Genomic DNA, 20,384 nt, shown 5'->3' on the forward strand with positions numbered 1-20,384 from the left:
TTTCCGGGCCCACCGCAACATCGCGGGCCGCCCGGCGTTAGACGCGGTGGAGCCGCTCGGGACGGCGCGGTTCCTCAGTCTTCTCTTCTCACTCATTCGTGGAGCCCCTCATGTTGCTGCGCCGCATCGCCCTGACCGCCGCATCCGCCGCCGCGCTCTGCGCGGTCCCCGCCGCCGCCCACGCCGACACGGGACCGCTCGGCCTCCCCCAGTTGTTCGCCACGCCCGCCACCCAGGACCAGCTACGGGTCGCCGTCACCGACACGGGTGACGGAAGGGACGGGACGTACGAGCTGGAGTGCGGGCCCTCGGGCGGTACCCATCCGGAACCCGCGAACGCGTGCGCGCGGCTCGACGAGCTGTCGGCGAACGGCCGCGACCCGTTCGCGCCGCCCTCGCCGGACGCCCGTTGCACGATGCAGTACGGAGGCCCCGCGACGGCCCGCGTCACCGGAACGTGGCACGGCCGGCCCGTCGACGCGACCTACAAGAGGACCAACGGCTGTGAGATCTCGCGGTGGCAGGGGCTCGTTCCCGTGCTGCCCGCGACCGGTCGGTGAACGAGGGCGGGCCATTGTGTGGGGAACGTGCCAAGGCGCGGCGCGGCTCCGGACACCCTGTGACCAGGCATATGCCCGCGCATGCCCCGCCGTCACGCGGCCGGGTGAGGCCACACAGCCACGCATCTTCATTCCACGGGCACATCTTCCGCGTGCGACCTCCCTCTCATCCGGCGCCGCGACCGCAACCTCTGCCCGTAGACTCCCTCCCGTGACATGCCGCGAGCCACGTAGGAAGATGGCTCGCGCGGTCGGCAAGGTGCGGTAATCAGGGAGGAAGCGTCGTCGTGAGCAGCAGGCCATCCCGAGGCGCTGCTCGCCTCGCAGCCATACTCGACGCGCTCCCGGACGCGCTGGTGCTGGTAAACGCCAACGGGACCGTCGTCAACGCGAACACCATCGCCCTGGAGGCCTTCGAGGCCCCGGGCACCGCTCTCGTGGGACGCGGACTGCTCGATCTGCTGCCCGAGTTCGACTCGCGGCTCATCCCCGGATCGATGCGCAGGCCCGACACCACGGACGAGCGCGGGCGCACCAAGCCGACCCGGATGATGGCCCGCCGCACCGACGGCAGCGAGTTCCCCGTCGAGGTCACCAGCGCCAATCTCGCCGACGGCCGCGACGCCGTCGACGGCTACGGCAACAGCTCGTACGGGAGCGGGAGCTACGGCAGCGGCGCCTCCGAACTCCTGATGCTCGTCGTGCGCGACCTGTCGGGGACCGTCGACACCGAGGCCGAACTCGCGCGTTCGCAGCGCCAGACCGAGATGATCCTGCGCGCCGCCGCCGAGGGCGTCGTCGGCACCGACACCGACGGCCGGATCGTGCTCGTCAACCCGGCCGCCGCGCAGATCCTCGGCTTCCGCGCCAGCGACCTGGGCGGGCAGGAACTGCACGCGCTCGTCCTCCACTCACGCGCCGACGGCGAGCCGTTCCCGTACGAGGAGTCCCCGCTCGCCGACACCCTGCGCTCCGGGCGCAAGCACCGGGTGCGCGGGCAGGTCCTGTGGTCGAAGAGCGGCGCGCAGGTGCCCGTCGACATGACGACGGCGCCCGTGCGTGACGGTGACCAACTGGTCGGCGCCGTGATGACGTTCACCGACCGGCGGCCCTACGACGAGCTCGTCGTGGCGCACGCGGAGGAGATCGACCGGCGCGACAAGGAGACGGAGCGCGCCGCCGCGGAGCACGCGGAGACACTCGCCCGCACCGTCGAGGAGCACGAGGCGCAGACCGCGCGTACCGAAGAGGAGCACGCGACCGAGCTCGCCACGATCACCGAGCAGCACACCGAGGAACTCTCCGCCGAGAAGGACCGGATCGCTGCTCTCGCCGAGCGCGAAAAGGACCGTTACGAGGCGCTCGCGGCCCGGCACGAGCAGCTCCTCGCCGTCCTCGGCCAGTCGCTGCGCGGCCCCCTCGACGAACTGCGCGGCCAGCTCACCACCCTGGCCGCGGACGACGCGGGCCAGTTGTGGCCCGAGGCCAACCAGATCCTGCACCACCTCGCGGCCGGCTACAGCCGCATGACCACGCTCGTCGACAACGTGCTCGGCTATCAGCTCCTCGACTCCGGCGACGCCCAGCTGACCCGTACGAACGTGATGCTCGACGCGGTCGTCGCCGCGGGCGTCGACGGGGCGGTCGAGCTGATCGGGCCCGGGCGCGCGCAGTTCGCCGTGCACGCCCCGCCCATCGAGGCCGAGGTCGACGCGGCACGCCTGGCCACCGCGCTCGCCCACCTCGTCGCGGACGTCGCGGGCATCGACGCCACCGGCAACGCGCGCGTGGGCATCGTTCCCACGAGCGGCGTCGGCGGATACGTGGACTCGACGATCGTCGTGGCGGCGGCGCTGCGCGGCGAGAGCGTCCGTATCGAGGTACGCGGGCCCTACACGGGCGGCGACCCGGTCCACGAGCCCATCGTGCGCGGCATCGTGCGGGCGCACGGCGGTGTGCTCCAGACGCACGAGGTTCCCGGGATGAGCGGCAGCGCGTACGTGCTCGAGGTGCCGATCGGGGGCGGGGCCGGGGCGGTTCCGGTTGCCGATCCGTCGGGTGTTGTCGGGGTGGCCGGTCCCGGTACGTCTGTTCCCGGTACGGCTGTCGAGATCGCTTCGTCGGCTGGTCGCGCCCGTGCGGAGGCCCGTGCTGAGGCCGGTGCGGGGCTGCCCGAGCAGGCGTCGGGTACGCGCGGCGGGCGGCGGCGGGCACGGCGTGCTTCGGGCGCGTCGGTGGACTCGTTCCTGGAGAGCGGTGTCGCGGGGGCCGCGGGTGCGGTTCCGGGTGCCGACGAGGCCGGGCAGGACGACGGCGGCTCGGAGGCTGCCGCTCCGACCGGGCGACGCAGGCGGCGGGCCGAGGAGTCCGCGGCGGCGGGTGCGCCCGGGAGCGCTCAGGGACAACTGCCGGCGCAGGCCACGCAGACTCCGGCCGGCGGGACGCCTGCGGGTGACGCGGGGGCCGGGACCGGTACGGGACGTCGGCGCGGGAGGCCCAACCCGGCTGAGGTCGCCGTTCCGGCGGGAGCCGATGCCGGTCCCGGTGCCACCGAGGGTTCCGTGGTCACCGCTGCCGAACACGCGGCTGGATCCCCCGCCCTGGGCGAGACCGTGCCGCCGCAGGGTGTGCCGGTCGGAGCGTCCTCGGGCCGCCGGGCCCGGCGCAACTCCGAGCAGGCCGCGCTGCCTGCCGGTGGTTCGGGTGCATCGGAGGCTTCCGATGCGTCCCAGGCCGGACAGAACGTCCCCGCCGGACGTCGCGCGCGCCGCGCTCTCGGCAGTGCCCCGGAGCGGGAGACCGAGCAGGCCGGCGCCGCGCGCACCGTATTCGCGCTGCCGCCCGCGGAGGCCGACCGGACGACGCCCGAGCCGGGCACCGCCACGGATGCCGACGCAGAGACGACTACGGGCACGGGTACGGGTGCTGGCGGCGAGCGGCACGACGCCGCGCAGCGTCACCCCTCCGACGACCACACTCCGCCGCAGCCCCACCCTGTCCAGACGGTTCCGGGCGCGCGCGCCGCGCTGCCGCAGGAGAACGGTGCCAGGTCCCGCGCCGCGCAGCCCCTCCCCGCCGAGGCCCCGTCTGCTGACCCCAACTCGACTCAGGGTCGCGCCATAAGCGTACGAACGCTGGGGCAAGGCGTTCCCTTCGGACGTCAGATCGCCGAGCAGCAGCGCCCGCCGCGGCCGCAGCTGCCGGCCCCCGGCACGGCCCAACCGCTGCCGAACCCGGCGCTCCCGAACCAGCAGTCGAACCCGCAGCCGAATGCGAAGGCGCCCGCGCAGCCGAACCAGGCCGGCCCGGCGACGGGCAAGCAGCCCAGTCCGCAGGCGAAGCAGCCGTCCGGTGCGCAGGGCGGTCCGTCCGGCCCGAAGACCGGGCAGCAGCCCGTTCAGTCGCCCGGTGGCAACTCGTCGCTCCAGGTCCCGCTGCCCCCTCAGGTTCCGCAGCCCGCGGCGGCCCCGCAGGAGCAGACGCAGCACACGCTCGGCGGCTCCGGCCGTCGCCGCAGGCTGTCCACCCGGCCGGACCCCGCCGGCACCCAGCCGGAGACCGCGGCCCGCCCACACCCGCAGTCCCCGTCGCAGTCGTCACAGGCGCAGCCGAAGGCTCAGCCCCAGACGCCGTCCGGCCAGTCCCAGCCCGGTCAGCCGCAGTCGCTGCTGTCGTCGTCATCGGAGGGCCGCGGACGTTCGTACGCGATCGGCGCCCCCGACCAGGACGCCGACGAGGGACCCGAGCCGCTGGACGGGCCCGGTGGCGCCGTCGAGGTGGCGATCCGGCCCCAGCCTCAGCCGATGGACGACGAGCTGCCCCCGGAGCCGCTCGACAACCCGCGCCGTCTCCTGGTCTGGCCCGCGCCCGACGCGACCACGCAGCAGGCCCTGAGTGACCGCGGCTACCGCCCGGTGACCGTGCACTCCCGCGAGGAGGTCGACGCGCAGATCGCGGCCTTCCCTGCCGCGCTTTTCGTCGACCCGCTGACCGGACCGATCACGCGCACCGCCCTCCAGTCGCTGCGCCAGGCCGCCGTGGCCGCCGAGGTTCCCGTCCTGGTGACGGCCGGGCTCGGACACGCGACGCGCGAGGCCGCGTACGGGGCCGATCCCGCCGTCCTGCTGAAGGCCCTCGCGCCGCGGGACAGCGAGCAGCACCCGTCGCGCGTCCTGCTCATCGAGGAGCGCGAGGAGATCGCGCTCGCGCTCACCGCGACGCTGGAACGGCGCGGGATGCAGGTCGCGCGGGCCGGTTCCGACGCGGACGCGGTGACGCTGGCCGCGCAGATGCGGCCGAACCTGGTGGTGATGGACCTGCTCCAGGTACGTCGCAGGCGCGCCGGAATCGTCGACTGGCTGCGCGCGAACGGCCAGTTGAACCGCACGCCCCTCGTCGTCTACACCGCCGCTGTCGAGGAGGCCGACCTGCCGCGCCTGGCCGCGGGCGAGACCGTCCTGTTCCTGGCGGAACGGTCGACGAGCGACGAGGTGCAGGGCCGGATCGTGGACCTGCTCGCGAAGATCGGTACCAACTGAGAAACGCGCAATTCGACGAAAGCGCAGCCGACAGACCCACAACTGACAAACAGGGGCGGCCCGTTCGGGCCGCCCCTGTTTCACGTGAAACCGCGCTGAGCTATGGGCTCAGAGCCGCGTGATGTCCAGCTCCCCGTCCGCGTACTGCTTGCGCAGCACCTTCTTGTCGAACTTGCCGACGCTCGTCTTCGGCACCGCCGTGATCACCGTCCAGCGCTCCGGGAGCTGCCACTTGGCAACCTTCTCGCCGAGGAACGCGCGCAGGATCCCGAAGTCGGCGCTCGCGCCCTCCTTCAGGACCACGGTGGCGAGCGGGCGCTCGCCCCACTTCTCGTCGGGGACGGCGACGACGGCCGCCTCGGCGACGTCCGGGTGGGACATCAGGGCGTTCTCGAGGTCGACGCTACTGATCCACTCACCGCCGGACTTGATGACGTCCTTGGCGCGGTCGGTGAGGGTGAGGAAGCCGTCGGGGCTGATCGTGCCGACGTCGCCCGTCTTGAGCCAGCCGTCGTCGCTGAACTTGTCGGCGGGACGCAGCGGTTCGCTGTCGGGGCCCGAGTAGTACGCACCCGCTATCCACGGCCCGCGGACCTCCAACTCACCGGCCGACTCGCCGTCCCAGGCCAGCAGCTCGCCGCCCGGACCCGAGAGGCGCGCCTCGACGCCGGCCGGGAACCGGCCCTGGGTCAGGCGGTACGCGAACTCTTCGTCGGTGCCGACAGCCGCGGCCGGCGGCCGGGCGACCGTGCCGAGGGGAGACGTCTCCGTCATGCCCCAGGCGTGGCAGACCCGCATGCCGAGCTCGTCGAAGGCCTTCATGAGCGAGGGCGGACAGGCCGAGCCGCCGATGGTGACCTGCCCGAGCGAACTCACGTCGCGGGGCTTCGCGGTGAGCTCCGCGAGCAGGCCCTGCCAGATGGTGGGGACGGCTGCCGCGTGCGTGGGGCGCTCGCTCTCGATCATCTCTGCGAGCGGCGCGGGCTGGAGGAAGCGGTCCGGCATCAGCATGTGCACGCCGGTCATGAACGTCGCGTGCGGCAGGCCCCACGCGTTCACATGGAACTGCGGCACCACGACGAGCGAGGTGTCCTCGTCGGTCAGGCCCATGGACTGCGTCATGTTGACCTGCATGGAGTGCAGGTAGATCGAACGGTGCGAGTAGACGACGCCCTTGGGGTCGCCGGTGGTGCCGGAGGTGTAGCAGAGCGCGGCGGCCTGGCGCTCGTCGAGCTGCGGCCAGTCGTACGTGACCGGCTTTCCGGCGATGAGCTCCTCGTACTCGTGGACCTGGGGGCGCGCTCCGTCGAGGAGCGAACGGTCGCCGGGACCGGAGACGACGATGTGCTCCACGCCCGTGAGGGACGGCAGGAGCGGCGCGAGCAGCGGCAACAGGGAGCCGTTGACGATGATCACGCGGTCGGCGGCGTGGTTGACGATCCACACCAACTGCTCGGCGGGAAGCCGCAGGTTCAGGGTGTGCAGTACGGCGCCCATGGAGGGGATCGCGAAGTAGGCCTCGACGTGGTCCGCGTTGTTCCACATCAGGGTCGCCACGCGGTCGTCGTCCACGATGCCGAGGTCGGCGCGCAGAGCGTGCGCGAGCTGGGCGCTGCGGTCGCCGATCTCGGCGAAGCTCCGGCGCTGCGGCCCGCTCTCACCGGTCCAGGTCGTCACCTGGGAGGTGCCGTGGATCGTCGACCCATGGGTCAGGATCCTCGAGATCAGCAGTGGTACGTCCTGCATCGTGCTCAGCACGGCGTCCTCCCGGTGGGCGCTACGGCGCAGTAATGTTCCGCCGATTCTCACCGCATACCATTCGGTATGTCACTAGCCCAGGGAATGATCGATCAGCGAGTAGTCCCGGTCAGCCCTTGGCCGGGCGCAGTTCCGGGTCCTCACGGAGCTTGCCGAGGGCCCGCGAGACCGCGCTCTTGACCGTGCCGACAGACACCCCGAGCACCTCGGCCGTCTGCACCTCGCTCAGGTCCTCGTAGTACCGCAGGACGACCATCGCGCGCTGCCGGGCGGGCAGCTTCATGATCGCGCGCCACATCGCGTCGTGCAGGGCCTGGTGCTCGGCCGGATCGGCCGCCGCCACGGTCTCCGGCTCGGGCAGCTCGTCGCAGGCGAACTCGTCGACCTTCCGCTTACGCCACTGCGACGTACGCGTGTTCAGCAGGGCCCGGCGCACATAACCGTCGAGCGCCCGGTGGTCCTCGATGCGGTCCCACGCCACATACGTCTTGGTGAGCGCGGTCTGGAGCAGGTCCTCGGCGTCACACGGGTTCGCGGTCAGCGACCGGGCGGTCCGCAGCAGTACGGGCTGCCGCGCCCGCACGTACGACGCGAACGACGGGTACGACTTGCGCGGCGCGTACGGCGTCGGATGGGCGGCCGGCACGTACGGCACCGGGTGGGAAGAGTGAGGCGTCATCGCGGCTCGCGGCGCGCTGCGCGTCGCGGCATCCGATGCACTGGAGCAGACAGGCGCCATGGTTGCGGTCATGGCTCCACGCTAGGAGCGCCCCCTACCCTCGCGGATCGGCCGCAGGTCCCGAAGCGGTGTCCGCCTCAGGTTGTAGGAGTGGTGGTATCCCCACCTCCTGAAGGTGGAGGACGCGGTACGCACCCCTGAGGGTTCATCCCTGAGAGCCATTCCATGGGCTTCCTTCCACTCTGCCGCTCCCGCGGACCGGGGTGGCTCATCGGATGCGGGCCACCGGCGCGTGCACCAGATTCCGGTCGATGACGAGGGTCCGCCCGCCGTGCCGCTCCTTCACGTTCCCCGCGTACTGGTGGATCCTGCGCCGCGAACTCCAGGCGGACCCCCGCAGCACGGGCTCCCGGGCCAGCCGGGGCGGCGTGTGCCAGCGCGCGAACCAGATCACCGACGGCAGATCCCGCGCCCCCGCCCGCGCCGCCGCCCGCATGTGCCGCACCCCGGAGTCGACACTGCTGTAGAACCCGGGCACGTACCCCTTCCGGCGCACCTGCCGGTCCCAGCCCCGCACAAAGGTGAGCGTCGTACGGGCACACTTCTTCTGCCGGTACTTGTACGCCTCCATGTCGAGATAGAGGGGGCTGCCCGGCCGGATGCCTACGGCCCGCGCCCTGCGTACGGCGTCCCGCCCCTCCCGCACGCCCTGGCGCCAGGCGTGACGGCCGATGCGATAGGCCTTCTTGGGACCCGCGACGACACACGGCGACTGCGAACCGACGTACACCGGCAACACCCGCCACCCCAGCCGCTGCACCCCCTTCATCCAACGGTGCCCGAGCCGGGGCTGATGAGGACAGGCCCGCCCACGGCCCCCGTAGTACACGCCCACCGCCCCGTACTTCGACGACCGCCAGCGCCGCATGGTGTCGAGCGACGGCGCCATGCACGTGTCGAACGCCGGCCCGCGGAACATTCGCGGATTGGAGAGGGCGGGGAGCGTGGGTTGGGAGGAGGGACCGCCGGCGGCGCCCGGTGCCCCAGGATCCCGGGCCGGTCCTGTGGCTCGGCCGTCGAGTGCGGAGTCTCCGAGTACGAAGCCGGGGATGGTGGCGAAGTCGAGCATGGCGAGGCCGGCCAAGGGGTCGGGGTTGGCGTCGGGCGTCGGAGACGGCTGGGGGAGGCCGGGTTCGGCCCGCGCCGACGCGGGGAGGGTTGTCAGCGCCATCAGGAGCAGCACTAGACCCACGACCAGCTTCCGGTGGTGCCTACGGCGAGTGCGGTGCATAGGGCGAGTGAAGGGGCCGGGGTGCGCACCGGACCCGGGACACACCCCGCGTTCAGCCGTCCGCTCCCAGAATCAAACCCGATGTGGGGACGCCGGTCCCCGCGGTCACCAGCGCCGTGGCGGCGTCGGCCATCTGGTTCACCGCCGTGCCCCGCACCTGTCTGACCGCCTCCGCTATGCCGTTCATCCCGTGCAGGTACGCCTCGCCGAGCTGCCCGCCGTGTGTGTTGAGCGGGAGCCGACGCTCCGCCACGAAGTCAGCCGCCTCACCCGGTCCGCAGAACCCGAATTCCTCCAGCTGCATCAGCACGAACGGCGTGAAGTGGTCATACAGGATCCCCACGTCGATCTCGCCCGGCGCCAGCCCGGCCGACCTCCACAACTGCCGTGCCACGACACCCATTTCGGGCAGGCCCGTCATGTCGTCCCGGTAGAAGCTCGTCATCTGCTCCTGGCCGCGCCCCGCCCCCTGGGCCGCCGCCGTGATCACGGCGGGACGGTGCGGGAGATCGCGGGCCCGCTCGACGCTGGTGACGACGATCGCCTGCCCGCCGTCAGTCTCCTGACAGCAGTCGAGCAGCCGCAACGGCTCCACGATCCACCGCGACGCCGCATGGTCCTCCAGCGTGATCGGCTTCCCATGGAAGTACGCCGCCGGATTGGTGGCCGCGTACGCGCGGTCCATGACGGCGACATGACCGAACGCCTCCGGGCCCAGGCCGTACGCGTGGAGGTAGCGCTGCGCCGCCATCGCCACCCATGACGCGGGCGTGAGCAGTCCGAACGGCAGTGCCCAGCCGAGCGCCGCCCCCTCCGCCGACGGCTCCCGATGCTGCACCCCGGAGCCGAACCTCCTGCCTGAGCGCTCATTGAACGCCCGATAGCAGACGACCACTTCGGCCACCCCCGTCGCCACCGCGAGCGCGGCCTGCTGAACCGTGGCGCAGGCCGCACCGCCGCCGTAGTGGACCCGGGAGAAGAACGAGAGGTCCCCTATCCCGGCCGCCTGCGCGACGGTGATCTCCGGACTGGTGTCCATGGTGAACGTGACCATGCCGTCGACGTCGGCGGGGGAGAGCCCGGCGTCGTCGAGCGCCGCGCCCACCGCCTCCACCGCGAGCTTCAGCTCACTGCGCCCGGAGTCCTTGGAGAACTCGGTCGCCCCGATCCCGACGATCGCCGCACGCCCGCCAAGACTGTCCTTCGCCCGCACACTCATGCCGGCCTCCCCGACGCCGAGGGACGGGACGGCGTACTCGTGGGGTCCGAAGGGCTCGCGAGACTCGGGAGCGTGACCGTCGCCGTCCCTGTGACGTGCGTGCCCAGCCCGTTGACCCCGACGATTCGCACCACCACCGTGGCACCCCCGCCGTCGGACTCGCCCCGGCTCCCGTCCCCGTCTTCGACCTCGGTAACCGTCCCCGTCAACACCATTGTGTCCCCTGGGTAGTTGGGCGCCCCCAGCCGTATGGCGACCTTGCGCAGAACCGCAGTGGGGCCGAAGTGATCGGTGATGTAACGGCCGACGAGTCCGTTCGTCGTCAGGATGTTCATGAAGATGTCGGGGGAGCCCTTCTCCTTGGCGAGCTCCGCGTCGTGGTGCACGTCCTGGTAGTCACGGGACGCGATCGCCCCGGAGACGATCAGCGTCCGGGTGACCGGGATCTCCAACGGCGCCAGCTTCGCGCCGACTCCGGCCCGGATCCCTGTCGAGGCATCCACCATCGCCTCTTCCCCCTCCTCCCGATCCCTTGCCGTCCGATCCATTCCCTCTGCCTTCACTTCCGCGCTGCCCACGGCGCCCCCGCCCTCTCCGTACCGCTCCCCTCGCCACAAGCGATCAAGTCACCCAGCTCCGCGAGCAGTTCACCCCCGCATCCCAGATACGCGTCGAGCTGTCTGCCCCACAGGAAATGCCGGTGCACGGGATGCTCCAGGTCGGCGCCCATGCCGCCGTGCAGATGCTGTCCGGCGTGCACGACCCGTCTCCCCGCTTCCGACGCCCACCAAGCCGCAGTCAGCGCATGGCCCGCGTACGGCAGCCCCTCGTCCCGTCGCCATGCCGCCTCGTACGCCGTGACGCGGATGGCCTCCGTATCCAAATAGGCGTCTGCCGCCCGGAGTTGAACCCCCTGCTTTGCGGCGAGCGGTCTGCCGAACTGCTCCCGTTCGTTCGTGTACTCCACGGCACGCGCCAGCGACCCCGCGCAGACCCCGGCCTGAAGCCCCGCGAACGCGGTCCGCGCCATCGCCAGGACGTCGTCGTACGCACCGGGCCCGCCGACCCTCTCCGCCGGCGCCCCGTCGAGAACCAGCCGGCCCGCCGACCAGGGCGCGGTGAGCTCGACCGCGTCGCAGTCGGCATCGGCCGTACGCACTCTCCACAGGCCCCGGTCGGCCGTCGCCACCAGAACCCAGGACGCGTCCCGGAGCCACGGAACCCAGGGCACCACCCCCGTGAGCCGCCCCGTGCCCCCGCCCGCCCCCGTTTCCCCGGCCTCCGCTCTGTCGACCCGCATCCCGTCCTGCGCGGGGAAGGCCCCCGTGGCCACCTCCGTCCCGTCCCGCAGCCCCCGCAGCAGCCGGTCCTGCTGCTCGGAGGTGCCGTGCCTCGCCACCGCGAGCAGCCCGTACGCGCAACTGGCGGCGAACGGCACCTGTGCCGTCGTCCGGCCCTGCTCCTCCAGCATCAGGACGAGCCCGAGCAGCCCGGTCTCCTCCACCGCCCCAGGCAGCCCCGCCGAGCCGAGCGCCTTCCACAGCTCGGGGTCCGTTCCCGTGCCGGCTGCCGCGAGGCGCTCGGGGGTCGACAGGTCACCGAAGATCCGCGCGGCCAGGTCGGCGGCGGCCGCCTGGTCCTGCGTAGGTGTGAAATCCACGTCAGCCCTCCCGTCCCGTAGCGACACCCGTAGCAACCCCCGAAGCGACACCGTCACCGGCCCGGAAGACCGGCAGTTCCAACTCCTCGTCCACCCGTAGGAATTCGAGCCGAACCGGCATCCCTATTCGGACCTTGTCGTACGGCACCCCCACCACGTTGCTGATGATCCGGACGCCTTCGGCAAGCTCGATCAGGCCCACCGCGTACGGCGGGTCGAAGGCAGGGAAGGACGGGTGGTGCATCACCACGTACGAGAAGACGGTCCCCTCGCCGCTCGCCTCGACCGTGCTCCAGTCCTGCGAGGCACACGCGCCGCACCCCGGCAGCCAGGGGAAGCGCAGCGTCCCGCACGCCTCGCAGCGCTGGATGAGGAGGCGGTGCTCGCAGACCCCTTCCCAGAACCCGGCGTTGTCCCGGTTCACCACCGGGCGGGGCCGCCGGGCCTGCTGCTCCCGCACCGGCCTCACCGCCCGCCCTGCCCGCGCCGCCGGGGCGTACTTGAGGATCCGGAAGCGATGCGTCCCGGCGAGCTCGCCATCAGCCCTGACATCCATGCGCGTCGTGACGAAGTGCCCCGTGCCCAGCTTCGTCGTCTTGCGCTCGGACACCGACTCGATCACCGCGTCGAAGGTGATCGCGTCACCGGGCCGCAGCGGACGCAGATACTCCTGCTCGCAGTCGGTGGCGACGACCGAGATGTACCCCGCGCCGTCCAGCAGGGCGAACAGCTCGTCGTAGGCGCCGCTGCGCCCCTGGTGCCCGGAGAGCCCACCCATCGTCCAGGCCTGGAGCATGGTCGGCGGCGCTATGGCGCCGGGCCCCTCGTACGCGGGATTGGTGTCTCCCATCGCCTCGCACCAGTGCCTGATCATCGGCTCGTTGACCAGGTCCTTGCCTACCCCCGCGGTGGCCGCGGGCAGCCCTTCGAAGGCCTTCAGCGCTTCGTACGTCATGTCGCCGGTCACCGCCGCCCCCTCCTCATCCCGAGCCGCATCGTCGCGACGATCTCCCGCTGCACCTCACTCACGCCGCCCCCGAACGTGTTGATCTGCGCCGCCCTGTTCATCCGCTCCAGCTCGCCCTCCGCCGTCCCACCCCAAGCACCACCGCCCGACCCGCCACCACCGGACCCACCACGCGCGTCACCACCAGCCCCACCCCCGAACGCCCCCGGCGACCCGGCTCGAACCAGCGCCGCGTCTCCCGCGATCTCCTGACACATTCGGTACACCTCGACCGCCGATTCGGTTCCCATGACTTTCACGCCGCTCGCGTCGCCCGGCGCAAGGCGCCCCGCCCCGACGTCTCCCACCAAACGCCAGTTGAGCAGGCGCGTCGCCGCCAGACGGGCATGCACCTCGGCCAGCCGCGACCGCACCCACGGCAGGTCGATCCGGCGTTCCCCCGTCACCGGATCGGGTGAACGAACCGCTTCGAGCACCGCCGCGTAGAAGTCCTCGGCCTGCATCCCGATCGCGGCGAGCGCGACCCGTTCATGGTTGAGCTGGTTGGTGATGAGACCCCAGCCGCCGTTCTCGTCCCCGACAAGATTCGAGGCGGGGACGCGGATCCCGTCGTAGTACGTGGCGGTGGTGGTCAGCCCGCCGACGGTCTCGATGGGCGTCCAGCTGAAGCCGGCGGCGTCCGTCGGCACGAGAATGATCGAGATGCCCTGGTGCTTGGCGGCTTCGAGGTCCGTGCGACAGGCCAGCCAGATCCAGTCGGCGTTCTGCGCGTTCGACGTGAAGACCTTCTGCCCGTCGATGATCCAGTCGTCGCCGTCGCGGAGGGCCCGCGTCCGCAGCGAGGCCAGGTCGGTCCCCGCCGACGGCTCGCTGTACCCGATCGCGAAGACCAGCTCGCCCTTGAGGATCCGCGGCAGGAAGTACGCCTTCTGTGCCTCGGTCCCGTACTTGATCAGGGTCGGCCCGACGGTGTTCAGGGTCACCATGGAGACAGGCGCGCCCGCGCGATACGCCTCGTCGAAGAAGACGAACTGCTCGTCGGGCCCCCGGTCTTGGCCTCCGTACTCGACGGGCCAGCCGAGCCCGAGGAGGCCGTCGGCACCGATGCGGCGCAGCAGGCGCCGCTGGGCCGTGCGATCGTCGTGGGCGGGCGGCCCGTCCGGCATCAGTTCCCGGAAGTAGGCGCGCAGTTCGGCGCGGAGTTCATGCTGGCGCGCGGTGGGGGCGAGGTGCACGGCGGCGGCCCTCCCGGACCTCGTACGAACAAGGGTCTCTGACCGTCTGTTTCTGACTGACCGTCAGATTTGGTACGACTGTCCGCCAGGTTCGGTACGGGTGTCAAGGGATCAGCACGCGCGCGTGAAGGGTTGGCTGGTGAGCGAAAACGCCTGTGCGGCGATGCCGAAGCACCGCCGCACAGATGTCACGCACCCCTGGCAATGGCCCCCGCCGACAGGAGCCTGCGGGTCACCAGAGCTTGGTGAAGTGCACCACGATGTTCTCGTTCGACTGGTCGATGGCCGTGAACGCGGAGCCGTTCACCTGGGCCGTGTTGTTCTGGTTCGAGGCGCCGGAGCCCACCGCCTGCTGCTGCGTGGTGGACGAGTTGCCGTGGTTGTTGCCACCGACACCACTGCCGCTCACGGTCGCCACACCCGCGTTCGATCCGTTGTCCGCGAAGGACCCGTTGTCGGCCATCGCCACCCCCGAGAAGAGGGCTGCCGCGAGGGGCAGGGCGGCGACGGCGGCGAGGGCGCGGGCGGTACGGATGTGTGCCATGTCAATTCCTCCAGGAACCGGTAACTACTGGTTGCTCCAAGGCAGTTGGCCGACCGCCTCGGTCGTTGCTCACGACGTCGCGAGATCAGAATTGCCCACCGAATCCCCGTCGAACCAGGGCGGAAGGTCATATTCCCTCGCAAGCGTGAGGACATGTCGATAAACCTGCTTCACACTCTTAAAGCCCCAGCTCAGCCCGGATTACGTCCGATCGGCGCGGCCGGGTCAGCCACCGCTGGGGCTGAAGCGTTTCGGCACATTTTTGGTAAATACACTCCACCCGGGCGAGCCCCCCTTCCTTTACTCGAACATTCGTACGAACATGGATGCATGGCCACCACCGACCGGCATGCCGTACCCCTTGCGACCCTGGCCCTCGCCCACGCCCTCTCCGCCGCCGAGCGCGGACTGGCCGTGATCCCGCTCTCCCGCACGAAGCTCCCCGCCCTGCGCTCCCCGCACCGCGACGAACCCGACCCGGCCCCGTGCCACGGCGAATGCGGCCGCCCCGGCCACGGCGTGTACGACGCCACGACCGACCCGGGCCGCATCCGTGACCTCTTCGCGGCGGCGCCCCGCGCCACCGGCTACGGCATCGCGTGCGGACTGCCCCCGCACCACCTCATCGGCGTCGACCTCGACACCAAGTCCGGTACGGACTCCTCGTCCGCGCTGCGCGAACTGGCGCTGCGCCACCTCTTCACGATCCCGGACACCGTCGTCGTGGCCACCCCCAGCGGCGGCCGTCACGTGTGGCTCTCCGGACCGCCGGACGTCGTGGTCCCCAACTCGGCGGGACGCCTCGCGCCGGGCATCGACATCCGCGGAGCGGGCGGCTACCTCGTGGGCCCCGGATCGCGCACGGCCCAGGGCGTCTACAGCGCGGTCCCAGGCACCGCCCACCTACCCGTCGCGCCCTGCCCGCCGGCACTCCTGCGCCTGCTCACACCCCCGCCACGCGTGCACCACCCGTCTCCGGCACATGCGGGCCAACACGGCGAGGGCCTGGTCCAGTTCGTGCTCGCGGCACATGAGGGACAGCGCAACACCCGTCTGTTCTGGGCCGCTTGCCGCGCCTATGAGAGCGACCTCGGCGACAGCCTCACGAACGCCCTCGTGGAAGCCGCGACCCGCACGGGCCTGACGGAACGCGAGGCCCGCTCCACGATCGCCTCAGCGGCCCGCCTGACCCAGCGCAACGACGCGGAGGCGTAGGACACGACGTCCGGAGGGCAAGCCCTCCCTGCACCCGGACGAACCCGCCTCCCCAAGACACGCGTAAGGGGCGCCCGCCATAGCGAACGCCCCTTACTAACACCTACCTACCGGCGGTGGGTGTGGGATTTGAACCCACGGTGACTCGCGCCACGACGGTTTTCAAGACCGCCATGCATGCAGTAGATGCAACCCGCTGACCTGCACCGAAAGCTGCATCAGACCGCCGAAGACGTCCTATGGCCCACACATGGCCCACGGCACGGGACTGACTACCGCTTTAGGAGTTCGATCCGCCTCGGCCTTGGCTGGGCCCAACTGTGCTCCCGGGAGCCTTCTGCATGCGCCCAAGGCTGCGGCTGTGCGTGGTCGTTGATGTCAGCGTTGGATGTCAGCGGAACAGCTCCGGCACAGGGCAGATCTCCAACGGCTCGTCCGGCCGATCCGCCCAACCCCACCAGACGTGCCGACTGGCACACCGCCACAGTGATTGACAGGCCCGCCGGCCGTCGTCCTTGCGCTTGGAGAGCACGAGACCACCAGACTTCAAGGGCTGCCTGCATTCGGGGCAGGGCAGAACGTCGCTGGTCATGCGTCGCACACTAACCCGAGCGCCACTCAAGCGCCGCCTCTGATCGCTGCAGCCGAACTCTCACCTGGTGGTTGTGCTCAACGTGGTCGATGACCTCACCGCGGATGCGTGTGCCGAGTGCGGGCAGCCCCATCTCCTCGGGTATGGCAGTGATCTCGGCAAGCGCCATGGCGTTCGGGACTCCGTCGACGCGGATGAAGACGCCGAAGGGCTGACGTGCAATCGCTTCTCCTGTGACGGAGGCTCCCAGGGGGAGAGCTGCAAGCGTCGCCGTCCAGACCTCTTCCGGCGACTGCCCCGTCACGTCAGGGGGGCGCTTTGGCCAGTTGTACTCGTGCATAGACAGATCTTGGCGCGCCGAGGTGTCCGCGACTACTGCGTTGTAAGGGCAGCTGTGGTCGGTAGCAGCGATGCGCAGGTCACTCCGTCTAAAGAGCCAGCCCAGCTCATCAGTACATCTCGACTGTGGCGAGCCGCCGTTCACCGTGGTTGACCGCACCATGTGGCACGTCTGTGGCACGCGCAGACGGGCTGTGCACTCACAGGCGCCTGCCGCGTCGCAAAGGGTACTCGGATCTGATGCAGGCTTGGATCACTCAGCTCCAGAAAAAACCGCCAGATTCACCGCAAGCAGTGGGGCATAAAACAGGCAGAGAGCATGAGAGTCGATTGAAGAAATTCCAGACGCTTTACCGATACTTCGCCGCCACTGTCAGTCACTTTCAATCTCGCCGACTTCGAAGTTCCGAACGATAGTGAGATTACTAACCTCTGCCGGGATCTCCTCGTGAGTCGGCGGCCAACCAGGAATGCTATACGCAGGCCAGAAATTCTCAACTCTCCATTCCCCCATCATCTGCCGCATAAGGAATGGAGCTGTCTGGACAGGCCCGCTATGCTCGTCAAAGATCATGATGTCCCCACCAGTCGGAGATAGCACAACGAGTTCATAGTCAATCCCGATAGGGCGAGGGTTACTAGCCGCACCCCACGTTTCGTCAATCGACGAGAAAGAAGTCCAGAATTCACCAAGCTGAGTAGCAGCAAAATCTTTAGCGAGTGGGTGATTGGATTTGAGGCTTGAGAGCGACTTGGCCAAGTCATCTCGGTCATACGGAGCAAGATTCTCGTGATCCCGGTTAGCCCAAATCCACGCCTGCGCCAAGACCAGTCGGAATTTCGGAGTGAGTAGTTCCCACGAACGATTAAATTTCTTCTTCTTCTTGACAGTGCGCACAAACTTGTTAGCAGTATCGACAGGCCCACCCTCACGGAAGTGAGAATTCATTGCGTCGACGGCAAACCGCATGTTCCTGGCAGCGATCTCCGCAGTTTGCTTATCCGGGTTACTCTCTAGCGCCCGCTGATAGGCCGTGAGGGCTGGCGCCCAGAATCCCATCCTTTGATGAATCTCACCCATGGCACAGTATGCAAAGGCCCTCTCTGATCCACGCAGCGAGTTGAGAAGTTCCGCCAGGTCATCGAGAGCCTTGTTCGGATCGCTCTCACTCAAGTGAATAGCTGCGACGGTCCGTGGATCCATCGTTGCACCCACGCCAGGGGAACTCTCTCGACTGACCAGTGGTGGCGCCTCACCGATTTGCCCTGGAACGAATTCCGGCGCTTGCAGCAAATGACGAAGGAGAGGGATCAGGCTGGAGTCATCATCAGGAGACACGACGTATCTGTTTGTCATCTTGAGCAACGTCGGAATGTATTCGAAATCTTCCGCCGAGAAGATGACCGGAATATATTTGACCTTTTCGGTGGTGCCATAGTAGATATCCGCCGTCACCAGAGTTCCTTCCCAGCGAACCCCTGCCCCGATCCCTGGAACCTCCTTCTGATTAAATCTTCTGGCGTATGTCTCCGTCACTACAGTGAGTACGTAATCGGCATCCTCAACTTGGTTTTGCATCCAAACTGGCCAGTTGGCGGGCGGGGTACTTTCGACAAAGAAATCGGCCCAGGCGTCCACTCCATTTCGACGGAGGGCTTGGATGAGATCCAATACCCGCTGTCTATGCTCATCGGAGTCGTGGGAGTAGGAAACGAAGACGCGGGGGGCTGGCCTGCTTTGCATTTTCCTGCTTCCAGAAGGAACAGATGGCTTCAAAGAAGGAATTTTAAAGCATGAGCGGTCTCGGTGTGCGGGTTTCCTGAGAGGTCGGCGGAGCGGCTTTGGGCTGGAGCTGCTTTGGGGCGAGTGATCATGGCCCCGTAAGCTTCCGGCGAGTCGGGCAGTCTGTGGACCTGCCCGTTAAAGCACGACGTTGGGGCCATGATCTTCGAGGCTCGCCCCAAAGTGGCTGCCTAAAGCCGTGGAGCCGACCGCCCCAGCCACAGAGGGTGTCTCCCACTTCACGCCCGCAGCTCGCTAGCGCGCCGCCGGGCGGGGCCGCCGCTGGCGAAGACAGGGCGGCGGCCCCGCCGACAAGGCGGCGCGCGCCCGCGCCGTGCGCGGGCCTTGATGCGAGTAGGGAAAGTTCTATCGCGCCTACCTCGTGGCGGTTCTCAAGAGCGTCAAGGGATCGGTGCGTATGGCCCGAGCCTATAGATGGCTCCTAAAGCGCTTGCGCTGCGCCGCAACAATGAAGGTGTCGTATGCCTGCAAGAGCTCGTCATGTGCAGCGGAAATCGTCTGTATTACTGCCCGATGCTGCTCGGGGCGCTCATCTTCCCACTCTGGCGGAATCGAGTACCGGTCACTATGAGGGACGGAGAAAATATTAGGCCCGATCTGCTCGCGAAGAGTGCGAAACTTCTGAATTAGCGCTCGATACATTGCGTTCAATTCGACATCATCGAACCCCCGTGGGTCCCTATCGAAGAAGTCTATGAACTGATTTAGCAAATTCAGCTGACTGCCTTCATACGAAGTCACCATGAACCCGTCCCTCAGCCAGATCAGCAGATTACTCTGAGGTGAGGCATGCTGATTGATCGCCTGAAACATATCGGCATCGTGAGCAGATGGAGGGGCCAAACGCGCTTCGAGCTCGCTCCGGGTTTCAATGAGATCGGAGATTTTCGCTTGCTGAGATATCAGCATATTCAAAAGGGCCAACACGGCAGCCACTAGCAGCAGGCCGACGACAGCGAGGGCCATATAGTGGTCACGCAACCAAGTTCGCGTATCCGACGAGACCAGAAAGAACACCGCAGCTGTCACGTCTGCGATCGTTCCTATAACGAGCATCACGACGGACGCGCTTATTTTTTCGCTGACCGACTGTGATGACATTTCGCCCCTTTGGCTGGATACACTCAAGTGCTCACGACTGACACGCAGCGAAACCCTGTGTCATCATCTTGCATCGTTTCGGCAGCATCATTTTGGATTGCGGGAGCCCCGCGGAACAAAGGGCTCGTGAAGGCGCTTCCCCGGAGTTCATAACGTCCTGGCACTGTCGACGTCGCAAGCCATTCCCACACGTTGCCCACCATGTCGTAGACCCCGTAGGGCGAAACACCGCTGTGGTACCTGGAGACAGATGTCGTGCGCTCCACGCCGGTCTCCCGGACATTGCATTTGGCGGCGGTCTTCTGGTCCCCCCACGGGAAGGTGCGCCCAGAGGTACCGCGCGCCGCCTTTTCCCACTGCTCGGCTGTCGGAAGCGACTTCCCCGCCCAGGTCGCGTACGCATTCGCGTCCCGCCAAGTCACGTGCACGACAGGGTGGTCGTACAGGTCGCGGGGACATCGGCCGTTCTCCCAGTGCTCGGGCACAGCCCGCCGGGTGGCCGCGCAGAACCGCGCGTAGTCGGCGTTGGTGGTCGGGAATGTGTCTATGTGGAATTCGTCCACCCACACGGGGTCGTCCCCCTCGCCCGACAAGAAGATCCCTTCCGGGACCTGCGCCATGAGCTTCCCGTCTCCGGGGTGCTTCACGTACTCGCCGCTGCTCGTCCGGTCTTCGTCCGGCTCGATGACAGCTTGGCTGGGGATGTCATCTGCCGCGAGGATGCCGACGAAGCGGCCCTGAGCATCCTGGTCAGCCTTGGCAAGCAGGGTGTCCAAGGCTGCCTGGTTGACCATGCGAAGGGAGGCGTATTCGCCGTCCGCCTCCCACCGGGAGACGATGCGATCGGATACTCCCAGCTTCTCTGCGAACTCCATGAGGCTC

At 68.7% G+C, this 20,384-nt stretch carries 16 protein-coding genes and 1 tRNA gene; 3 read left to right on the forward strand and 14 right to left on the reverse strand.

Annotated elements, in window-relative coordinates:
* Positions 1–113 precede the first annotated feature (113 nt).
* Positions 114–560: an SSI family serine proteinase inhibitor gene (locus ACWFR4_RS12605; protein WP_453462726.1), complete on the forward strand. Its 447-nt coding sequence runs from the start codon at positions 114–116 to the stop codon at positions 558–560.
* Positions 561–847: 287 nt separating this feature from the next.
* On the forward strand, positions 848–5,098 hold the full coding sequence (locus tag ACWFR4_RS12610; protein WP_453462659.1) for a PAS domain-containing protein: 4,251 nt from the start codon (positions 848–850) through the stop codon (positions 5,096–5,098).
* Positions 5,099–5,206: 108 nt separating this feature from the next.
* Here the strand turns inward: ACWFR4_RS12610 and ACWFR4_RS12615 are convergent, their stop codons facing one another.
* The 9 genes from ACWFR4_RS12615 to ACWFR4_RS12655 all read right to left on the reverse strand — a co-directional run bounded on the left by ACWFR4_RS12615 (position 5,207) and on the right by ACWFR4_RS12655 (position 14,451).
* Positions 5,207–6,856 carry a long-chain fatty acid--CoA ligase gene (locus ACWFR4_RS12615; RefSeq protein ID WP_453456607.1) on the reverse strand — a complete coding sequence of 550 codons (1,650 nt, stop codon included), beginning with the start codon at positions 6,854–6,856 and terminating at the stop codon, positions 5,207–5,209.
* 109 nt (positions 6,857–6,965) lie between these two features.
* Complete coding sequence (locus ACWFR4_RS12620; RefSeq protein ID WP_453652272.1) at positions 6,966–7,607, reverse strand: SigE family RNA polymerase sigma factor; 642 nt, start codon at positions 7,605–7,607, stop codon at positions 6,966–6,968.
* Positions 7,608–7,803: 196 nt separating this feature from the next.
* Positions 7,804–8,766: a glycoside hydrolase domain-containing protein gene (locus tag ACWFR4_RS12625; RefSeq protein WP_453652274.1), complete on the reverse strand. Its 963-nt coding sequence runs from the start codon at positions 8,764–8,766 to the stop codon at positions 7,804–7,806.
* Positions 8,767–8,878: 112 nt separating this feature from the next.
* Positions 8,879–10,045: a lipid-transfer protein gene (locus ACWFR4_RS12630; RefSeq protein ID WP_453456598.1), complete on the reverse strand. Its 1,167-nt coding sequence runs from the start codon at positions 10,043–10,045 to the stop codon at positions 8,879–8,881.
* Positions 10,042–10,551: a MaoC family dehydratase gene (locus ACWFR4_RS12635; RefSeq protein WP_453456617.1), complete on the reverse strand. Its 510-nt coding sequence runs from the start codon at positions 10,549–10,551 to the stop codon at positions 10,042–10,044. Before ACWFR4_RS12635 ends, ACWFR4_RS12630 begins: the two co-directional genes overlap by 4 nt.
* Positions 10,552–10,604: 53 nt before the next feature.
* The gene (locus ACWFR4_RS12640) at positions 10,605–11,705 is read right to left on the reverse strand and encodes an acyl-CoA dehydrogenase family protein (protein WP_453652276.1); all 1,101 of its coding nucleotides are present in this window, start codon (positions 11,703–11,705) and stop codon (positions 10,605–10,607) included.
* 1 nt (position 11,706) lies between these two features.
* Positions 11,707–12,660, reverse strand: coding sequence for a bifunctional MaoC family dehydratase N-terminal/OB-fold nucleic acid binding domain-containing protein (locus ACWFR4_RS12645; RefSeq protein ID WP_453652495.1), 954 nt, complete (start codon positions 12,658–12,660; stop codon positions 11,707–11,709).
* Between the two features lie 8 nt (positions 12,661–12,668).
* Positions 12,669–13,907 (reverse strand): acyl-CoA dehydrogenase family protein, encoded by a 1,239-nt coding sequence (locus ACWFR4_RS12650; RefSeq protein ID WP_453652278.1) that lies wholly within the window; start codon positions 13,905–13,907, stop codon positions 12,669–12,671.
* A 232-nt stretch (positions 13,908–14,139) separates the two neighbouring features.
* Positions 14,140–14,451 carry a hypothetical protein gene (locus ACWFR4_RS12655; RefSeq protein ID WP_453456590.1) on the reverse strand — a complete coding sequence of 104 codons (312 nt, stop codon included), beginning with the start codon at positions 14,449–14,451 and terminating at the stop codon, positions 14,140–14,142.
* 330 nt (positions 14,452–14,781) lie between these two features.
* Between ACWFR4_RS12655 and ACWFR4_RS12660 the strand changes: the two genes are divergently transcribed.
* Complete coding sequence (locus ACWFR4_RS12660; protein ID WP_453456587.1) at positions 14,782–15,666, forward strand: bifunctional DNA primase/polymerase; 885 nt, start codon at positions 14,782–14,784, stop codon at positions 15,664–15,666.
* A gap of 110 nt (positions 15,667–15,776) precedes the next feature.
* Here the strand turns inward: ACWFR4_RS12660 and ACWFR4_RS12665 are convergent.
* The 5 genes from ACWFR4_RS12665 to ACWFR4_RS12685 all read right to left on the reverse strand — a co-directional run bounded on the left by ACWFR4_RS12665 (position 15,777) and on the right by ACWFR4_RS12685 (position 20,377).
* Positions 15,777–15,895: transfer RNA gene (locus tag ACWFR4_RS12665), tRNA-Ser, on the reverse strand.
* Positions 15,896–16,268: 373 nt separating this feature from the next.
* Complete coding sequence (locus ACWFR4_RS12670; RefSeq protein ID WP_453652280.1) at positions 16,269–16,598, reverse strand: hypothetical protein; 330 nt, start codon at positions 16,596–16,598, stop codon at positions 16,269–16,271.
* 372 nt (positions 16,599–16,970) lie between these two features.
* The gene (locus ACWFR4_RS12675; protein ID WP_453652497.1) at positions 16,971–18,341 is read right to left on the reverse strand and encodes a TIR domain-containing protein; all 1,371 of its coding nucleotides are present in this window, start codon (positions 18,339–18,341) and stop codon (positions 16,971–16,973) included.
* A gap of 468 nt (positions 18,342–18,809) precedes the next feature.
* Positions 18,810–19,430: a hypothetical protein gene (locus ACWFR4_RS12680; RefSeq protein ID WP_453652282.1), complete on the reverse strand. Its 621-nt coding sequence runs from the start codon at positions 19,428–19,430 to the stop codon at positions 18,810–18,812.
* Between the two features lie 95 nt (positions 19,431–19,525).
* On the reverse strand, positions 19,526–20,377 hold the full coding sequence (locus tag ACWFR4_RS12685; protein ID WP_453652284.1) for an SUMF1/EgtB/PvdO family nonheme iron enzyme: 852 nt from the start codon (positions 20,375–20,377) through the stop codon (positions 19,526–19,528).
* Positions 20,378–20,384 lie beyond the last annotated feature (7 nt).

It is taken from the genome of Streptomyces sp. NPDC055140 (genome assembly GCF_053607285.1).

Excerpts from the sequence above, each read along its gene's own strand:
- ACWFR4_RS12620 (WP_453652272.1), bottom strand. The coding sequence starts at position 7,607 with ATGACCGCAACCATGGCGCCTGTCTGCTCCAGTGCATCGGATGCCGCG.
- ACWFR4_RS12625 (WP_453652274.1), bottom strand. The coding sequence starts at position 8,766 with ATGGCGCTGACAACCCTCCCCGCGTCGGCGCGGGCCGAACCCGGCCTC.
- ACWFR4_RS12630 (WP_453456598.1), bottom strand. The coding sequence starts at position 10,045 with ATGAGTGTGCGGGCGAAGGACAGTCTTGGCGGGCGTGCGGCGATCGTC.
- ACWFR4_RS12635 (WP_453456617.1), bottom strand. The coding sequence starts at position 10,551 with ATGGTGGATGCCTCGACAGGGATCCGGGCCGGAGTCGGCGCGAAGCTG.
- ACWFR4_RS12645 (WP_453652495.1), bottom strand. The coding sequence starts at position 12,660 with ATGACGTACGAAGCGCTGAAGGCCTTCGAAGGGCTGCCCGCGGCCACC.
- ACWFR4_RS12655 (WP_453456590.1), bottom strand. The coding sequence starts at position 14,451 with ATGGCACACATCCGTACCGCCCGCGCCCTCGCCGCCGTCGCCGCCCTG.
- ACWFR4_RS12660 (WP_453456587.1), top strand. The coding sequence starts at position 14,782 with ATGGCCACCACCGACCGGCATGCCGTACCCCTTGCGACCCTGGCCCTC.
- ACWFR4_RS12670 (WP_453652280.1), bottom strand. The coding sequence starts at position 16,598 with ATGCACGAGTACAACTGGCCAAAGCGCCCCCCTGACGTGACGGGGCAG.
- ACWFR4_RS12675 (WP_453652497.1), bottom strand. The coding sequence starts at position 18,341 with ATGCAAAGCAGGCCAGCCCCCCGCGTCTTCGTTTCCTACTCCCACGAC.
- ACWFR4_RS12685 (WP_453652284.1), bottom strand. The coding sequence starts at position 20,377 with ATGGAGTTCGCAGAGAAGCTGGGAGTATCCGATCGCATCGTCTCCCGG.